General features: G+C 45.0%; 18 protein-coding genes. 8 read left to right on the top strand and 10 right to left on the bottom strand.

Annotated features, from left to right (window positions below; genetic code table 11):
• The 3 genes from B7L70_RS08820 to B7L70_RS08810 form a co-directional block, all read left to right on the top strand.
• Nucleotides 1–2742 (top strand): hypothetical protein (locus tag B7L70_RS08820; protein WP_081227481.1); only part of this gene is annotated, 2742 nt, incomplete at its 5' end.
• 10 nt (nt 2743–2752) lie between these two features.
• Nucleotides 2753–3409, top strand: coding sequence for a hypothetical protein (locus B7L70_RS08815; RefSeq protein ID WP_081227487.1), 657 nt, complete (start codon nt 2753–2755; stop codon nt 3407–3409).
• 1 nt (nt 3410) lies between these two features.
• Nucleotides 3411–4337, top strand: a complete 927-nt coding sequence (locus tag B7L70_RS08810; protein ID WP_081227486.1) for a DNA double-strand break repair nuclease NurA — start codon at nt 3411–3413, stop codon at nt 4335–4337.
• A gap of 17 nt (nt 4338–4354) precedes the next feature.
• On the opposite strand, the gene B7L70_RS08805 is transcribed toward B7L70_RS08810, so the two are convergent.
• Nucleotides 4355–5617 carry a hypothetical protein gene (locus B7L70_RS08805; protein ID WP_081227480.1) on the bottom strand — a complete coding sequence of 421 codons (1263 nt, stop codon included), beginning with the start codon at nt 5615–5617 and terminating at the stop codon, nt 4355–4357.
• A 201-nt stretch (nt 5618–5818) separates the two neighbouring features.
• Here B7L70_RS08805 and B7L70_RS08800 point away from each other — a divergent pair, with 201 nt between their 5' ends.
• Both B7L70_RS08800 and B7L70_RS08795 read left to right on the top strand, forming a co-directional pair.
• Nucleotides 5819–6205 carry a hypothetical protein gene (locus tag B7L70_RS08800; protein ID WP_238376180.1) on the top strand — a complete coding sequence of 129 codons (387 nt, stop codon included), beginning with the start codon at nt 5819–5821 and terminating at the stop codon, nt 6203–6205.
• Complete coding sequence (locus tag B7L70_RS08795) at nt 6198–7259, top strand: hypothetical protein (RefSeq protein ID WP_238376179.1); 1062 nt, start codon at nt 6198–6200, stop codon at nt 7257–7259. Before B7L70_RS08800 ends, B7L70_RS08795 begins: the two co-directional genes overlap by 8 nt.
• On the opposite strand, the gene B7L70_RS08790 is transcribed toward B7L70_RS08795, so the two are convergent.
• The 7 genes from B7L70_RS08790 to B7L70_RS08760 form a co-directional block, all read right to left on the bottom strand.
• Nucleotides 7247–7840, bottom strand: coding sequence for a DUF99 family protein (locus B7L70_RS08790; protein WP_081227479.1), 594 nt, complete (start codon nt 7838–7840; stop codon nt 7247–7249). The two genes, B7L70_RS08795 and B7L70_RS08790, sit on opposite strands and share 13 nt — an antisense overlap.
• Before the next feature lie 46 nt (nt 7841–7886).
• Nucleotides 7887–8756, bottom strand: coding sequence for a dihydrodipicolinate synthase family protein (locus B7L70_RS08785; RefSeq protein WP_081227478.1), 870 nt, complete (start codon nt 8754–8756; stop codon nt 7887–7889).
• Nucleotides 8757–8815: 59 nt separating this feature from the next.
• Entirely contained in the window at nt 8816–11290 is a 2475-nt protein-coding gene (locus B7L70_RS08780; RefSeq protein WP_081227477.1) for an AAA family ATPase, read from the bottom strand.
• Nucleotides 11280–11456: a hypothetical protein gene (locus B7L70_RS13775; protein ID WP_202908720.1), complete on the bottom strand. Its 177-nt coding sequence runs from the start codon at nt 11454–11456 to the stop codon at nt 11280–11282. Before B7L70_RS13775 ends, B7L70_RS08780 begins: the two co-directional genes overlap by 11 nt.
• The gene (locus B7L70_RS08770) at nt 11449–12132 is read right to left on the bottom strand and encodes a hypothetical protein (protein ID WP_081227475.1); all 684 of its coding nucleotides are present in this window, start codon (nt 12130–12132) and stop codon (nt 11449–11451) included. The genes B7L70_RS13775 and B7L70_RS08770 overlap by 8 nt, the downstream gene beginning before the upstream one ends.
• Nucleotides 12133–12218: 86 nt before the next feature.
• On the bottom strand, nt 12219–13526 hold the full coding sequence (locus tag B7L70_RS08765) for a heat-shock protein Hsp70 (protein WP_081227483.1): 1308 nt from the start codon (nt 13524–13526) through the stop codon (nt 12219–12221).
• A gap of 5 nt (nt 13527–13531) precedes the next feature.
• Nucleotides 13532–13864 (bottom strand): hypothetical protein, encoded by a 333-nt coding sequence (locus tag B7L70_RS08760; protein WP_081227474.1) that lies wholly within the window; start codon nt 13862–13864, stop codon nt 13532–13534.
• A gap of 74 nt (nt 13865–13938) precedes the next feature.
• On the opposite strand from B7L70_RS08760, the gene B7L70_RS08755 reads away from it, so the two are divergent.
• The gene (locus B7L70_RS08755; RefSeq protein ID WP_081227473.1) at nt 13939–14298 is read left to right on the top strand and encodes a hypothetical protein; all 360 of its coding nucleotides are present in this window, start codon (nt 13939–13941) and stop codon (nt 14296–14298) included.
• A 53-nt stretch (nt 14299–14351) separates the two neighbouring features.
• Nucleotides 14352–14633: a DNA-binding protein Alba gene (gene albA / locus B7L70_RS08750; protein WP_081227472.1), complete on the top strand. Its 282-nt coding sequence runs from the start codon at nt 14352–14354 to the stop codon at nt 14631–14633.
• A 42-nt stretch (nt 14634–14675) separates the two neighbouring features.
• Here the strand turns inward: albA and B7L70_RS08745 are convergent, their stop codons facing one another.
• Both B7L70_RS08745 and B7L70_RS08740 read right to left on the bottom strand, forming a co-directional pair.
• Nucleotides 14676–15233, bottom strand: a complete 558-nt coding sequence (locus B7L70_RS08745; protein WP_081227471.1) for an ATP/GTP-binding protein — start codon at nt 15231–15233, stop codon at nt 14676–14678.
• A 10-nt stretch (nt 15234–15243) separates the two neighbouring features.
• Nucleotides 15244–15741 carry a hypothetical protein gene (locus tag B7L70_RS08740; RefSeq protein ID WP_081227470.1) on the bottom strand — a complete coding sequence of 166 codons (498 nt, stop codon included), beginning with the start codon at nt 15739–15741 and terminating at the stop codon, nt 15244–15246.
• A gap of 129 nt (nt 15742–15870) precedes the next feature.
• On the opposite strand from B7L70_RS08740, the gene B7L70_RS08735 reads away from it, so the two are divergent.
• Nucleotides 15871–16165: arcadin 1 (locus tag B7L70_RS08735; RefSeq protein ID WP_081227482.1), on the top strand; the 295-nt coding region annotated here is incomplete at its 3' end.

Raw genomic sequence — 16165 nt, 5'->3', positions numbered from 1 at the left:
ACCAATGAGAGACTTGAGCTTATAAGGAAGGGGTTGATGAATCCGTTATATCCATTAAAGCGTGAGTACTTAGCCACGTTGTACGAGCTTGTGGCCAACACAGAGGGTGGTAAGGCATCACCGAGGGCTCTTGTGAAGTTCACGTCAAAGCTTCTGGATTTTCTTGTTGATAGGGGTGAGGAGCTAAATTATGGTACATTTGAGGAGTTCCTAAGAATGGAGGTCTCCACCGGCGAGTTAAAGGTATTCCTTGATGTGTTAGGTGAGGGACCAAGTGATGACAAGAGCCAAGGGGTCTTCAAGGCATTATTACTGTCTGGCGCTCCAAGGACTATTAATGAACTAAACTCAGAGCTTGGTTTTGACTCTACCCCTATCGTGAACGCGTTAGTTAAGGCTGGTCTTGCCGAGGAGGTTCAGATTGTTAGGGTTAAGTTGAATGCTGATGCATTGGATAGGATAAATAATGAGCTGGTGAAGCTGGGCATGGCACCCATTGAGGGTGACTTGAGGGATATCTCGATTAGTTATGGTTCGTACTACACGGCATATGAGGATGGCCCAATGATATACATAATCCTACCCAGCAATGCCAAGGCTGACTTTACGAACGCCATTAGGGCATTTCAAGCATCTCCACGCCTCCATAGGTTGTTAGTCTTTGGTAGGGAGCTTGAGGAGGTTGTTAGGGCTAGGGAGGAGGTTAGTAAGGCCATTGGGATCTTCAACTCATTCCATGAGGAGTTGGCTGCAGAGATCGTTAGGGCTGCCGTGAACTTCCAATCAACGTTATACCCGGTACTCCAGAATACCTGGGCTACGGTTTATGAGGGTCCTCTCGATGCTAGACTTGGGGTTGTGGTTGGTCTTGATGTTGACGTTAATCAATTGGTTAGGTTCCTGGGTAAGGTGATTAATGAGGGTGTTATCACGATTAACGGTCAGGAGAGGGTGCTGGATGCTCTGCTCGTTGTGGTTGCTTCGAGGTCGTTATTGACCAATGACATTATTAAGAGTGTTAGCGGCGTTTTAGGTAGCTTGTCCTGGAAGGTGGTTTTGGGCCCGGTCGGTGAGTTTGTTTACTTCTCCGTGTTTGGTTCTGACGATGTCGACGCTCTTAGGTCGATAATCATAGGGTCTAGGCTTGAGAGGGTGGATAGGGTTCCTAGGGAGTATGCTGTATTCCTTGAGAAACTGAATGAATACAGAAACGAGGTATCAGCGTTTAGGGATAAGGTTAGGCAGAGGATTCTTAGGTACACAATGGCCATTAGGCGTGGTGCCAAGGAGTCCAAGGAGTCCGTGATTAGGCACATAGTGGAGGCTTGGGTTAAGGGCGAGGACCTAAGTGACCAACCTGAGGTGTTTAGGGATGAGAGCGGTAAGGCTAGGGTGAGCGCTGTCGAGGAGAGCTTCATAAACTACCTCAGGTCGCTTGGAAAGCGCAGTTTCACATCGAAGGAGCTTGAGTACCTAATAAGGAGGCTATACCCAACGCACCTATGGAGGGAGTTCAGGGAGGGCGACTTGATAAGGCTATTGAGCTTAAGGGGGTTACTACTGCCGGTCAATGCTGAGTTCACGGAATACGCACCATACGACCCGGAGATCGTGCCTCAAGTCCTCAAGATTCTCGAGGAGCACCTAGCAAGTATTAATGAGGCTGTTTCGAAACCGTTCACAATAAGTGTGGATAAGCTTGGTGAGAGGATTGAGGTTAAACCCGGCATTAATATTCAGGGTAACGACTGTGAGAAGCGCCTATCGCTGCTTAGGGCTGTTCCGGAGACATCCAGTGATTTCCTTAGGAGGTACTCATCATTCATGCTATGTGTTGATGCGTTGAGGGATGAGGTTGGGCAAAGGCTTGAGGAGTTGAACAACGACCTGGCAACCATATCAACGCAACTTAATAGCGTGGTTAATGACGTAGTGGGTAAGCTCGGCGAAATCAAGAGCAGCCTAGGCAATACCCTACCGAGAATATCGGCCGAGATCAGCGATAGGGTGGATAACATGTTGGGTAGGATCAAGTCATACCTAGCGAGGATCAATGGTCTCGAGCTGGACAATCTCAGGGAGAGCCTACCAACAATACTCGAAGCAATAAATTCAGAAGCGGGCAAGGTGATCGAGTTGGTGAGTAAGGTGAGGAGTATTGAGGATAGGATTAGGGAGTACGAGGAGTTATCGACAGTACTATCTAACGCCTCGGTCATCACGAACCATAGGGTTGTCGTTATGGGCGTTGAGGACTTCGAAGAAGACATAGCACTACTACTGCGTACTGAATCAGCCGAGGCATTGGGTAGGTACTTGAATGAGCTTGAGCAGGTTATTGAGGCTAGGCGTAGGGAGTTAGGCGATGTGCTCAGTAATGCTAACTCCATAATTAATAGGTATGCCAGGATAACGGCTTGGTTAAAGAAGAGGAGTAGTAACAAGGTGGTTAGTAAGGTATTAAGTAACGGCGTTCCCGAAATACCGACCCCATCACCAAACCTTGATAATGCCAAGCACATAAGTGATGCTGTAAGGGAGGTTGATCACATCCTCGAGAGCATAGGTAAGGCACTTAATGTCCCCAGCAACCTAGTGATTAGTGTTGCATCACTAGGGCCTAACGTGGGTATTGATGAGGAGAACTTGGCCAAGGAGTTGGGTATCAGCATTGATGTTGTTGGCAAGTATCTCGAGGTTCTATGGAAGGCTGGTTTGATCGATAGGAGGTACGTAACATGAGGTGGTGATAGTGAAGGTCCTAGTCCTAGGTGTAAATAGGGGGTGCGTGGGGGATGAATTCTTCGTATGCGGTGGGAATTTGACCAACGCCGATGTGGTTATAGATCTCTCCAGCACATTGAAGAACCTAGACGTAGCGGCCCAATTAATAATTTCATCCAATCCTGAGGGGCTCGTTAGTATTAAGAGGCGTGTTGTTGGCGAGATCATGGTTGGCGGTGCGGTTTTGAGGACGTTGATCGGCCTCGGGGAGCTTGTTGGCGAGCCTGCAATAAGGGGTGTCAGGGGTGAGGTGTTCGGTGTTTCTGTGAATGGTAAGGTCGTGTTGTTCGCGAGACCATTAATGATAAACCTGATCCACAATAGGGAGCCACTGATTAATGAGATAAAGCTACTGCTCAACAATGCACCACCCAGCGTTAGTATTGACAGTGCGATTAATGAGCTAGTTTCGCTGGTGTTATCGGAGAGGCGTAGCAAGAGGGTTTCGAGGACATTGGCCTACCTGGAGGGTTTGTTACAGGATGGTGATGCCAGCAAATTACCGCCCTACATAATGGATATACTAACGTCAATAGGCGCCGTACGTGGCAACATCGTTGATAGAGGCTTGGTTGAGCGGCTAATTAATGAGGTTAGGGCTAGGGTGTACCCAAGGAGGGGTTAGGATGTTCAATGACGTGGTGATTAACCTACTCGAGCTCATGGAAACAAGGATAGCCCAGATTAGGGATAGGGCTTCCGAGATAGTTAAGGAGGCTGGCGAATTTGCAAACCAGGTGATCGAGGTATCACCAATCACTAAGCCGATTAGGTTCGTTGCCGTTGATTCAGGGTTTGCGGAAATCACGTACTTCGGCTTTAGGGTATCCGTAATAAACGTAGCCGTACTAATAAGTGCGGGGGGTAAAGGTAGGGTATTGACAATGTTCGAGCCAATACTCGGAGCCTCTGGTGAGGAGTTGGAGAGGGTTGCGCTTGATATGGAGGTTAGGTACGCATTGGATGCACTTAGGAAGTTTCACGTAAACCTCCTACTACTTGACGGTGCGGTGATTGGTAGGCGTGATATCGATAAGGTGGATGTACCGGTCCTAGCGCATGTTAAGGACGTTAGGATTAATAGGTACTCCCAATCCATCACCGAGCCTGGGTTCAGGGATTACATGAATAAGGCCCTACAGGTTATGGAAGAACCCCTAATAGCCCACGTAATCCTCGAGACCTACAGGTCCAGTAATAAAACTAGCAATAATGCATTGATTACAAAACCCTACGTGGTGGGTAAGGTCGGTGGTAGGGATGTTTATGGTTTCTACGTTCAATACATACCATCGGCACTACCAATATATGTGGAATACCTCGGTGACCCAAGCCTCATTAAGGACCTCATCTCAGCACTGGCACCACTATCCACAATGCCGAGGCTGGGTTACCCCGCACCATTGTATATAGTCGATAGGGTGGCCAGGGTTAATTCGGACTTTAGGAGCATGGTCAGGTTGATAATGGAGAAGTTGGGTGGTGACGTGTTAAGCGAGCTCAGGGGGATGTACCTAAGGATGAACCTTAATGATTACGTGAAGTCCAATTAAGGGTTTAATTATTTAATTTAAGATGGTGGAAGTAATGTGGCGTTATTCTTGAGCATATAAAGCATAAATTCCGGAAGAAATGGTGGATTTCTCTGAAATATCTTTTGTGCTGTTAAACCGCACCGGAAATTTACGTTATAAATTATGGCAACATTGTACTGATAAGGCCATGTTAATTCATTAAGTGGTTCGATTGGGCCGATCAACGTAGCTACGTACTTTTTCATATTTAACTTCTTCATTGCACTATCGATGCTCTCTACATAACTCTTTCCCTTAATTAGTACAGGGCTTGTTGGCGATATGGCAAGGGGCATCCATGCGGTACTCCTTGTGCCATTGACCAGTACATTAACTCTGATTAGTAATGCAGGGAATTCGAAGATGCATTTAATCATTGTTCCGTTGTTTATATAAATGTCCCAAGTGTAGTTCATAAACACGAGCTTAACATTACTGTTATTCATCACAGAACTTACATTATACCAACCAGTACTGCCAAGATATTTCTCGAGGTACTCCCTAACAAAGTTGGGATTAATCTTAGAGCCGGCAATATAGGTTACTGTGAATTTGCTTGACATTGTGAAGTTATAGAATATAGTAATTACTTTAGTAATTACCATGGGCTTCTCCAGCGTGGGCATTGGGAGTAGTTCAATGCGATATATGCCGTGGGGATTATAGTACGCAGCCCCGAACTCGGGTGTTGTTATGAGTAACCAAGCTATATCATCAACACTCTCATTAACACCTGACAACCGGATTAAATTCACGGTTTGAACCAGGACATCCACGCCCTTAATTACGGTAATGTTGTAATAATGATTATTCCCAAGATAAACACCAGTAACCCAGTTTACATCATAACCAAGGCAGGGAGTACTAAGTATATTATCGGAGGAAATACTAGCATTAAGTGGCAGTAAGAAGCCTGGCGGCACATAGGTATTGGAGCCGTCGACCTGGAGCTTAACCAATTGTAGTTTAACCATTATTGTGATAACCGTGCCATTAGGTAATAAGGTCTTTACATAGTACGTATACCAGGAGTAACCAACTTTAACGTCACCGGCTAACGGTCCTTCCTCGAGTATAGCGCGTGGAGACACTACTATTGTTGTTAGACCAGATGGGGTTCCAACGCAGATTTTAAAATCGCTATATGGTTTAGCCATGATTACTACATTGGGCTTCGGAGTTACTAAGTACATTACTGCAAATGCGACAGCTATTGCTGCAATTACGGTTATGGCGATAATGAGGATAGTCCCCTTCATTGAGGAAATGCGTCCTCCACTTATTTATAATGTTTTATTGTAGTTATCCAGGGAAACAACTTTATTAGCTGGGTTAGGTTTGTTTTTGTGGTGATTAGGTCGAGGACGCTACTGAGTTCATGATGAATTGAACCCGGTATGACCAAAAACTTATGCTATGTATACCTGTTATGTTGCAATAACCATTAAATTGATAAGGCAATGAATAGTGTTAAGGTTTGGATGTTGATTTACATTGTTGATGCGATGAATGAGTTGAGGAGATGTGTTGCGTTGTATGATGAGTTTGAGTGCTCGGCGTACTTGAGTAGGAAGTATGGTACGTGGTTCCTCAGGTTGAGTAATGAGGATGCTGGTCGCATACTCAATGAGGCGTCTAAGGTTTGCACCCAGGTGGAGGGTAGCTTCCTATACTGCATCTTCTGCCTTGGTTCTCAATGTGGTATGGAACCCTCTGAAACCATTGTTAGGTATATCCTCGATTGTCTCAATAGGCTGGATATTAATCAAAACGCGAGAGATGCATTGAGGAACATACTTAATAAGGCGTTGGAGGTTAGGTCGGAAGTGGTGTGTAGCAGTGAGTAGGGTGGTTAGGTTATTCCTGGGTGGATTGTTTAATGAGTTGACCCAGGACACCTATAGGCGGTGGTTTGTTTATCAGATGAGGGTTTCGCAAACGCTGCTTATTGCGTCATTTGCATCATTCATTATAGGGCTCGTTGTGCTGGTGCTTCGCCGTAGCCTACTCCATGGCGACTTGATGCTTGGTGGCTTGGTGCTGTTTTACGTGGGCATTATGTTTAGTCAGCATCCAGGGTTTACGAGGGTTATGCCCAGCCCATTCGCATCGTTACTTCTGGGTGCCCTTTCCCTTGTCTGGTTTATTACCTATGTTCTTGGCTTATGGTTTAACTGGGTTTTTGGGCTGTTCTTTGCCGTGTACTACATATTGCTATTAATTAAAGGAGGCTTAGGTAGGATACCCCTTTATTGGCCCAACACCTTCTTCCTAAGTGGGCTTGTTAGTTTTGCCGTGGCTGTTTACACAGGTGGGTTGGGGTTAGTAACGTTTCCCATAGCATCAATTGTAAGCCTAGTTAGGCGTGTTGAGGGTAGACAGAGACCCTGGTATGCAATAGACCTGGTCTATGCTGTGGCGCTGCCCATAATGACGTATTTCATAAGGAACTTTATAACTGTTGCATTGTTGTCCCTACTCACGTTTGTGGTGATTGGTGTACCTAGGGGTTTTGGACCTGGGTTTAAGACCATATACTCTAGGGCATATCCTGTGGGTTCCTCACTGGCTAGAGTTACTTTGGTAATGGCGGTTATCCTATCGCTAATTGGCGTGTCCGTGTTTGATGTTCTTCACTTACTGTTCATTGGCTTCATTGCCGTAATAATGTCCGTGCTTTGCATACCAATGCTAATACCAGGTATTTTATGGTTTTCAATGAGGTTTTATGGTGTTGTTGGTTATGAGATACCCACGTTATTGTTCATCTCGGCATTGCTGAGGGCCCTATACTTCCTAGCGAGTCACGTGTTAGTCGCGGCTTCTCTACTGCTTGTTTTCATAGCTTACCTGGAGGTTGCGATATCTTATTTAAGTGGTAAGAGGGTTCAAGTTCTTTGAACTATAATGCCGTAGTTAAGCACAGCATTGGCTATCAACCTGGCTATCCTTATTGGTTCGGGTCTTTTGCCCTCCTTAAGGAATTTCTTGATTAAGGTTCTCGCGGTTCTATAGTCAATATTTACGAACCTGGCGTATAGCCTCACATTACCAGGTAATAGTATCTCCTTCGGCTTGCCCAACTTCTCATAAAGTGTAATCCTTACATCGGAATCATTAGGGAATAACTTTCTTAATGCATTGATTACATCACCCTCGGGCTCTTCAAACGCTAGACATAGGATTGGTATGTCGAGCTTTCTTGCTAATTCCTCGAGATCGATTATGTTATACCACGATATTATGCACCCATCGATCATTAGGAATTGAATATCACTCCTACCAAGCGATTCATAGAGCCTCACTATGGATTCCGTGGCGTCCAGACCACCAACCGTGGTCCTACCCAAGGACACCCCATCTATCATGCCGTCACTCCTCATAACCACACCCACCAATACGGAGTATGGAGAACCAAGCCTAAAACTCTCGGCTACACCCAATGCCCTAACCCCAGGCTTGCTAATCAGTGATTCAGCCATACACAGGGTTAATACTAACTAAGAAGGAAGTATATATGAATTTGAGTTATAACCTCGGCTTTAACCCAAGCCTAACCAATCCATCCCTCAACTTCTGAACCTCCTCATCACTCAACGATCTTAGGTATGGCTCCTTTACCGTGCCAAAGTCATAACGCAGTAGGTGGACAAGCTTATAATACGCATCAACACCTGGGTAATCCCTAATCAACTCCCTAACCCTGGCAATCAAATCCTGCCTCTCAACCGCAGACTGAAGCTTACCTGCCTTGAAATCATCAAACATCTCTCTCATCACCTCAGGGAGTACGTTAGCCATGGCCGATATGCACCCCTTAGCCCCAACCATTAGCGCTGGTAATATTGTGGAATCGGCGCCATTAAGTACTGTTATTCCCAGCCTCACGTGACCCATTATTTGCGTTATATCCCCGGTACTATCCTTAACGCCGACTATCCTAACGCCATCGCTTATTAACCTAGCCACCAGGTCGGGTGTTACGTTAAAGCCCGTGTTCTGTGGTATATTGTATATAAAGATTGGTAGTTTCGTGAGCTCGGAGAGCTTTGAGTAGTACCTCCTTAGGGTTTCGTAGTCTGGTTTGTAGTATATTGGTGGTATTGAGGATATGGCAGCAGCACCAAACCTCTCCGCAAGCCTAACGGTCTCAACAACATCACCCCAATCAAAGGAGAACACATGAACAATCAACTGCTTATTCGTATGACTCATGATTACCTCGAGAACCTCCCTCCTCTCATCGATTGTTAAATACGGACCCTGACTCGTTGTGCCAAATGGGTAAAAACCATCAACCCCAGCCTTCGTTAACGACTCAACATGCCTCACCAGGGATTCCACATCAAGCCTACCATTTTTGAATGGTATTGCCAGCGCAACGAATATTCCCTCCATCGAGTTATGTGATCGGTATGCATTAATAAGTCTGTCTATTACCTGTTTTAATTATACCATTATGGCTCCTGCACGATCTTACGTTCATTGCCCTCCTTCACAAGCCTAACAACCCTACAATTAATACCGGCATCCCTTGCTGCATTCACCACATCATTCCTCAAATCCTCGGATTGCGTGGTAATTATTACCTGACCAACTAAGCCCTCCTTAATCAACCTAACCAACAACGATGCAAAGGCCCTCCTAATGTTTTGATCGACATAGGGTATTGGCTCATCCATGAGTAGGAAGTCTATGTTGTGGTTAGTCGCCCTATAGACGCTTAGTAGGAATGACAGGGCTATCGTTAGTCTCTGTCCATCGCTTAATCTCGACACCGTGACCTTCCTACCACCTGGTCTGAAGGCATAGAGCGTGTATTCACTAACGACACCAACCACGCCCCTATCCCTAACCGTAACCTCGATACCAGCACCTTCAAGGTCCTCGTATGGGTATAGGGTCTTGAAAATTGGTCCTACATTGTCACGAACGAGTTTTATCATCTCATCCCTAACCCTAGCCTGAACATCCCTAATCCCAGCCCTAATCCTACCAAGCTTATTATAGAACTCCTCCAGGAAATCAAGTCTCCTCCTAAGGGTCGATGGATCCTCCTTATCCAAACCAACCCTCGACAATATCAACTCCAACCTACTGAGCTCCGCCGAGTCTTCACTTAATTTATTCCTAACCTGGGTTAATTTGTCGCTGATATACTTAATGTCATCCTCGAGCTTAACAACGGTGTTCGTATCTAAACCGAGGCTTGCAAGTTGTTTCTTAAGCTCATCCTCCTGCGCCCTCAACTTCTCAAGCTCCCTATACTTCTTAAGGTAGGATATTGCTTTATCAACATCATCAATCTCATCTCTAAACTCATTAATGAACCGCATAAGCGTCTGTATTCTCTTATCTAAATCCCTAATGGAGCTATCAATAGTCTCCAACCTAGTGATTAAGGCCTCGAGTCTTGATTTAACCTCACGCGCCCTCTCAACCGTTGCTTCATAATCATCGACTATTGCACGTAAGGATTCCACCCTCATCAAAACCTTCTCTAACTCATTAATTCTATCCCTAATATTATCGATGCTCTCCATACCCTCCTTAGATGATAACTCTTTAATCCTTCTCGATATCGTTTCGTAATCCTCGTCACTCAATGGCTTACCGCATACAGGGCACTTATCTGTATGTGTTGTCAATATGTATTGAAGGACATTCAATAATGATGACCTAAATCCCTCCTCAGCATTTATCTTCTCTAGTTTTGCTCTCAATTCCTCAAGCTCTCTCCTAATCCTCTCAGGCTCACCATACTTACTAACCAAGTCCCTATACTCCCTAACCCTACCCTCCTCCTGGGCAAGCCTCCCCTCAAGCTCCCTCAAGGATGCCTTCTCAGACTCGGCTTGTAACTCGAGGTCCTGGCGAACCCTACCTAAGTAATCCTTATCCTCGGTGAGCTTATCCCTTAGTTTAACCAGGTTCTCAAACGCCGTGTATAAACGTTCTAAGGCATCGGCAAGGTTATCGTTCGTTATAACCAATTTCTCCAGTTCCTCAGCATCCTTAACTAATGCGAATTCCTCAAGCCTCTCAATAAGCGCGTCCCTCAGCCTTTCAAGCCTTAACCTAATGCTTGTTTCATTAATGTCCCTCACATTGGCCTTGCTCAACTCCTCCTCGATACCCTCCCTCCTCAATCTAGTGGCTATGTAGTTACTATAAACCTCCTCAACACCCCTCAAACCCTTTAGTAATTCATTCCTCTTGAGTAATAACTCATTGTATGCCTTGCTCAACTCCTCCTCCTCGCCCCTCAACCTATCTATCTCAGCCCTAAGCTCGCTCATCTTCTCCCTAGCCCTCTCAATGGATCCATACTTGCTCGTTATCTCAGGAAGCTCCTTAATACTAGCCAACCTCTGCCTAAGCTCTGTAATCAACCTCTCAATCTGGGTCATGGGTAACGACTTATTGAGATTATCAAGGATCTCGAGACCAAACAACTTATCAATTAAGATGCTCCTCCTTGCGATGCTACCGTAGACCAATGCCTCAAGAGTCCTATGTGTAACTAAGACAAACCTCTCGAAATCATCATCGTCGATACCCAGCAGCTCGATAATTCTCCTATCAGCATCCTCACCCTTAATAACCACCGAATCAATGATAGCCCTTACGGTCTCCCTCGCAGAGTCACCACTCCTTCTTAATGCCCTAGTTACGCTAGAGCCATCACTAAGTGTTAGCCTAATCGTCATCTCATCAGCCTCCTCATTAATTAAATCGACCAATTTGGATATCCTCTCCTTAACCTCAAGCTGTGTACCATACAAGGCGTACTCAATGGCCTGTATTATGCTTGTTTTACCGGATCCCACGGGGCCATGGATTACGTTAATACCATCACCAAAGGTGATCCTATGCTCATTACTAAAGCCCCTGAAATCCCTAATGACGAGCTCCTTAATCCTAATCCTCACCCATGCTCACCTCAACACCCACCTCCCTCAATATCTCATTAATTACCTCAAGCACGCCCCGTCTCCCCCTCTCCTTATATGCCGTGTAGAGCTTTATCGCTAATTCCGCATCCTCGCCAAGTCTCTCCTTAAGTAATTTGGTTATTAATTCATCTAATTCACCCATTCCCACCACCCCTCCTCTTCAGCACCTCAATCCATGGGTTATTGCTTAGGAAGTCGGGTAACTCGTTGGCTACATTACTCTCCCTGCCTCCTGAAGGTGTGATCGTCGTGGTAATGCCCATACTCTCTAATTTGCTTACTTTATTTGCTAGGTCATTGACTATATTCTCTATCTTCGATAATCTCTCTTTCAATTCTGAAACATCCCTCATCAACGACTTTACATCCAGCTTCTCCACGCTACCCTTTAAATCATCTAGCTCCCTCTCAATCTCACTAATCCTCCTCTCAATACCCTCCCCAACACCCTGCTGTAACTGAATTGGTATGCTAGGTATTAACTCCTCAACAGCCTTATCCGGATCCCCTAATGTGTTTGCAATATCGTATAGGTAAACACCAACCCAATGGCTCCTAAACAATTTCCCATTTATTAAGCCACGGGCATTGCGTGGGAATGCTATGTACGCTTTATTGTACTTCAGCCTATCCTTCATGGTCGCACTCAATTCGTCAATGATGTATGATTCCGTTGGGAATTCCTCACTGGATATCCTGACATAAATCTTGTTATTACCTTCAATCAGTACCAACTCTCTATCGCCCTCATACTCCAGCCTAAGCCCCCTCCTTGAAAACCACTCCTCAAGGACCTTCTTCGCAATATCAATACTCATTAGCTCTACATTAAATTACACTATCATCTCCCCTTTTTAACCTAATTGAGTCAAGAAACCCAGTTGGGTAGGTTATTATGAGTTGTTCAGTGGAGGTAATACCAACCCTCCTTAGTCCTCTCGTTCCACTTCACATTACCCGGCAATGCATAGCCATATATTATCGCACCCTTCCAAACACTGAACTGTGGATCCTTAACCATACTAATACTTAACCTGTTAGCCAGGTCTGGCAACCTCTCAGAAACCATTATCCTCACCTTATCAACACTATTAACAGCAGCATCCTCAAGTCCAGGCGGTACAGACCAATTGAAAGCCCCACCACTAAGTATTATCGTACTCATTATCTTATCCTGAATCTCCACAGGAACCCTCCTGATACTGGTTATTAAAGCCTCCGCGAGATCCATCTCACCGTAAAATACCATATCGCCGACCGTGGCATCCTCAATCACAAGCCTACCCTGTTGAATATAACTCGTGAATAATTCATGCCTCGGATTAAACACCACCTCCCCAATCAGGAACCTCATCCATGCGGTATCCTTAAGCTCAACCTCGACCAATGGGTTAATCTTAATCCTTATGGAAAACCTATCAGGGTTCTCCTTAGCCTTTTTAATAGCCTCGTCTAAGTTCTTAGGAACAAGGCCGGCGGTTCTCTTTACAATCTCAATAACGTACTCATCCTTGGCTAGGTCACCATAGCCCGAGTCCTTAAGTACCTCCCTGGTCACGGCATTAGCTTCAGAACCGCCTCTGTTGAGGGCCACGATACCCTCCCTAATGGGCCCGTAGCTGATGGGTACGAGCTGTATATTACCGTGTCCAGCCTCTATGACCGTGCATGTGACAGCCTTCTCGGCGATCGCTACGGCGAAGGGTTGGTCGATTATGGTGACGGCTTGCAGCAACTTACCGCCGAATTCATTATCTAACTCCTTATGTATCTCGATCATCCTATCCCTCATGTAATCAGGTGCCAATGCCGATAGGGCGACCACGAGGAAGAAGCCCCTAAAGTCCGACCTTCTCGAAAAGTCTGAATAGAATTGGGAGAAACCGTACCTGGCGAGCTCCTTAGTTATCTTCCAGGAATCCTCATCCTCCCTCCTAATTATGCCATCCTTAAGCGGATAACGTAGGTTTCTTATGGCATCCCTAATTGAACTTAGGTACTTGGGTATTTCATCACCAACCACAACACCTCTCTCGAGAACCTCCCTGGGTACAAGCAACTTTATGCTCTCAGGCAGGTCTCTCAAGAATAATCCACGGCTTTGCACCATGTATGGCTTATCCCTGAGCGTTATTGGTCCGTACTTAAAGTACCCGGTACCGAAATCCTCTGCATACACGTAATTCAACTTGTACTTGCCCTCATCCATCATTAGCATCACCAAATCGCCTTTATCGTAATGAACTCATTATTAAACATTATTACGTACGTATCGTCGAACGACTTAACCCTAGGCTTCAGGTAATCCCTTAACTCATTAGGTAATGATTTTATTGTATCATTGAAGCAATCCACGACTCTACTGAGGAGATTCTTTATATCCTCACTTGTTGTCTCCACATAAAACATTGCTTGATACTTAATCCCGTTATCGATGACCATGAACTTGATGTTAAGGCCGTTCAGGATACACGTTATGAATTTACGTCCTTCTCGCACGATATCGTCACCATTCCTAATCTCCCCAACCTCGCACTTTGGGCATTCCACAATGGCTTATTAGCAATAAGGTTTATAAGGGAATTGCGCTTTGGTGGTTTCGAGATTATAAGGTGCATGATACTATGGAAAGTCAATTAATCCTCGAGGTTAGGGATCTTGGGAACATAATAGTCAAACTTGAAACGGCAATATCGCCAATAACATACTCAAGGTTGAGTAAGTCTTTACCTACCAGAACCAATGCAATAAGGTATGGACAGCTCATCATAATGCCCCTTGATCTAGGTGTTATTAGTGAGGGTAAGAGGACGAGCCTTAGACCGTATGAGGTTGGTTATTGGGTTAAGAAGAGGAGTCTCGTTATTGCCCTGGGTAGCATTGACTTGGGAGAGCAGGTTAATGTCCTGGGTTATGTAATGTCTGGTGTTGACTTGCTTGGTAAATTGAATGGTGGACATTCGATAAGGATCTCGATTAAGTAACTGGGGATTAAGCTTTTAAAGGCTACAGGTAATACGAAACGGCGAAAGGGAATATGAGCACTCAAGAGACAACAATACTAGTTGGTAAAAAACCAACCACAAGTTACGTAATAGCGACGGTAATGAGCTTCAACGCAGGAGCAAAGAAAGTAATACTAAAGGCCAGAGGCGGTGCAATAGCTAGGGCGGTCTCCACTGCCGTGATGATAAGGGACAAGTTCCTTCCAAACCAGGTGAAGATAAGCGACATAAGGCTCCTGACGGACAAGGTGACTGGGCAGGGAGGCAAGGAGAGGAGCGTTGCTGCGATAGAGATAGTGCTTGAGAGGTTGTAATAGGCTAAGTGATTCAGCCGTTAAAATCAAAACTAAGCAAATTTAACGTGTATATTTTATTGTTTCCAGTAGCGTATTTCTAATCTCCTCCAGCAACGCAACAAGAACAAGTAAGGCGCTACGTCTATTCGTGGCGATTAGCGGCATGACCTTAACCTCATACGGTACCTTCAGTATACTCTTTATGATAGGAATATCCACGGCATTTGGTAGATCCTGTTTGTTAGCCGCGATTATGTGTGGAGTATCTGGAAAGTTATCCCTGAAGAAGCTGTACATATTCATAGCCTCCTTAACCCTCTCCTCGCTGGAACTGTCTACGATGAATAGGTAACCGTGCATACCCCTGGCTATTATCTTCCACATGAAACTAAACCTCTCCTGACCCGGGACACCAAACAAGTGAACTACCAAGTCCTCCCTAATCTTCATCCTACCATAATCAAAAGCCACAGTGGTACTCCTCTTACCATCAAGTTCGTTTTTTGTCAATGGCACGTCGGTTTCTATCGGTAAAACCTCACTAATTGTCTTAACGAACGTGGTCTTACCAGCGCCGTATGGTCCAGCTATCACAATCTTCAGTATCTTGGTTGGCATGGTGGGTCACCTAGAGTGATGCCTTGCTCTTGATGAAGTTTATGACATCCTCAATATCCTTGGGCGTTATTTCGACATTTATAGTTTCAATCAATTCCTCCTCACTAACCTTAATCAACTTACCCAATAAATCATACAACTTATCGGAGTACTTCTCAAGTAGTATTCGCATTAGCCCTATCGAGGCTTCGGAGTTGCTGATAACCATTAAGTAACCCGCGTTCTTAATACCCATTAGTTGTATTATGCCATCGGTGCCCTGCATGAGGACATAGTCAACATCACCAATAGGTAACGTGGATACCAGGCTTTTCAATGATGATATGAAGCGTGGTGCCGCAAAGAAAGTATTGCCTGCATTGATTAATACAGTGTTTGTTGTGTAAGCTATCACGGTGCCTTCCCTATCCATTACATAAACAGCCTTTATCTGATCTGGGCTTTCTGAGATGATCTCCTCAGTTGATAGCCTAATGTCATTTATTATTCTTTGAATGCTTGCGTCCACGTTGCTTCCTATTTAACATAATTTTTAAACCTTTCGATTTCTCTTGCACCGTGAAGTTCACGTATGTAAATTTGTAATGCGCAAATGCCCATAATAAGTTTTTTAAATACGTGATGCCAAGTTACATAGATGATAACGATAAAGGGTTACGTAGTAAGTAAGACATTGGTTAATGACCCAACCGGCGGAAGAATGATAGCAATACAAATAGTCGAGGAGAGGGAATCACCAGGCCCTGTGATTACCGGTACTGATGAGACATCGCAGATGATGCGTGATGTAATGCCACTTGTGCAGCAATTACTTAGGTCAATGCCGATGGTTGGTCCATTAATGAGTGGTAAGGTTCCAATACCGAGACTTCTAATCTGGCTTAATGAGGATGAGGCAGAGGCTTTGGGACCTAAGCTTGATGTTGGTGATG

This window comes from Vulcanisaeta sp. EB80, assembly GCF_002078205.2.
The sequence above is the reverse complement of the archived record's forward strand: the minus strand, read 5'-3'. Positions and strand labels throughout refer to the sequence as shown.

Coding starts and splice junctions, on each gene's coding strand:
- B7L70_RS08810 (WP_081227486.1), top strand. CDS start 3,411: ATGTTCAATGACGTGGTGATTAACCTACTCGAGCTCATGGAAACAAGG.
- B7L70_RS08805 (WP_081227480.1), bottom strand. CDS start 5,617: ATGAAGGGGACTATCCTCATTATCGCCATAACCGTAATTGCAGCAATA.
- B7L70_RS08800 (WP_238376180.1), top strand. CDS start 5,819: ATGAATAGTGTTAAGGTTTGGATGTTGATTTACATTGTTGATGCGATG.
- B7L70_RS08790 (WP_081227479.1), bottom strand. CDS start 7,840: ATGGCTGAATCACTGATTAGCAAGCCTGGGGTTAGGGCATTGGGTGTA.
- B7L70_RS08785 (WP_081227478.1), bottom strand. CDS start 8,756: ATGGAGGGAATATTCGTTGCGCTGGCAATACCATTCAAAAATGGTAGG.
- B7L70_RS13775 (WP_202908720.1), bottom strand. CDS start 11,456: ATGGGTGAATTAGATGAATTAATAACCAAATTACTTAAGGAGAGACTT.
- B7L70_RS08770 (WP_081227475.1), bottom strand. CDS start 12,132: ATGAGTATTGATATTGCGAAGAAGGTCCTTGAGGAGTGGTTTTCAAGG.
- B7L70_RS08765 (WP_081227483.1), bottom strand. CDS start 13,526: ATGATGGATGAGGGCAAGTACAAGTTGAATTACGTGTATGCAGAGGAT.
- B7L70_RS08755 (WP_081227473.1), top strand. CDS start 13,939: ATGGAAAGTCAATTAATCCTCGAGGTTAGGGATCTTGGGAACATAATA.
- albA (WP_081227472.1), top strand. CDS start 14,352: ATGAGCACTCAAGAGACAACAATACTAGTTGGTAAAAAACCAACCACA.
- B7L70_RS08745 (WP_081227471.1), bottom strand. CDS start 15,233: ATGCCAACCAAGATACTGAAGATTGTGATAGCTGGACCATACGGCGCT.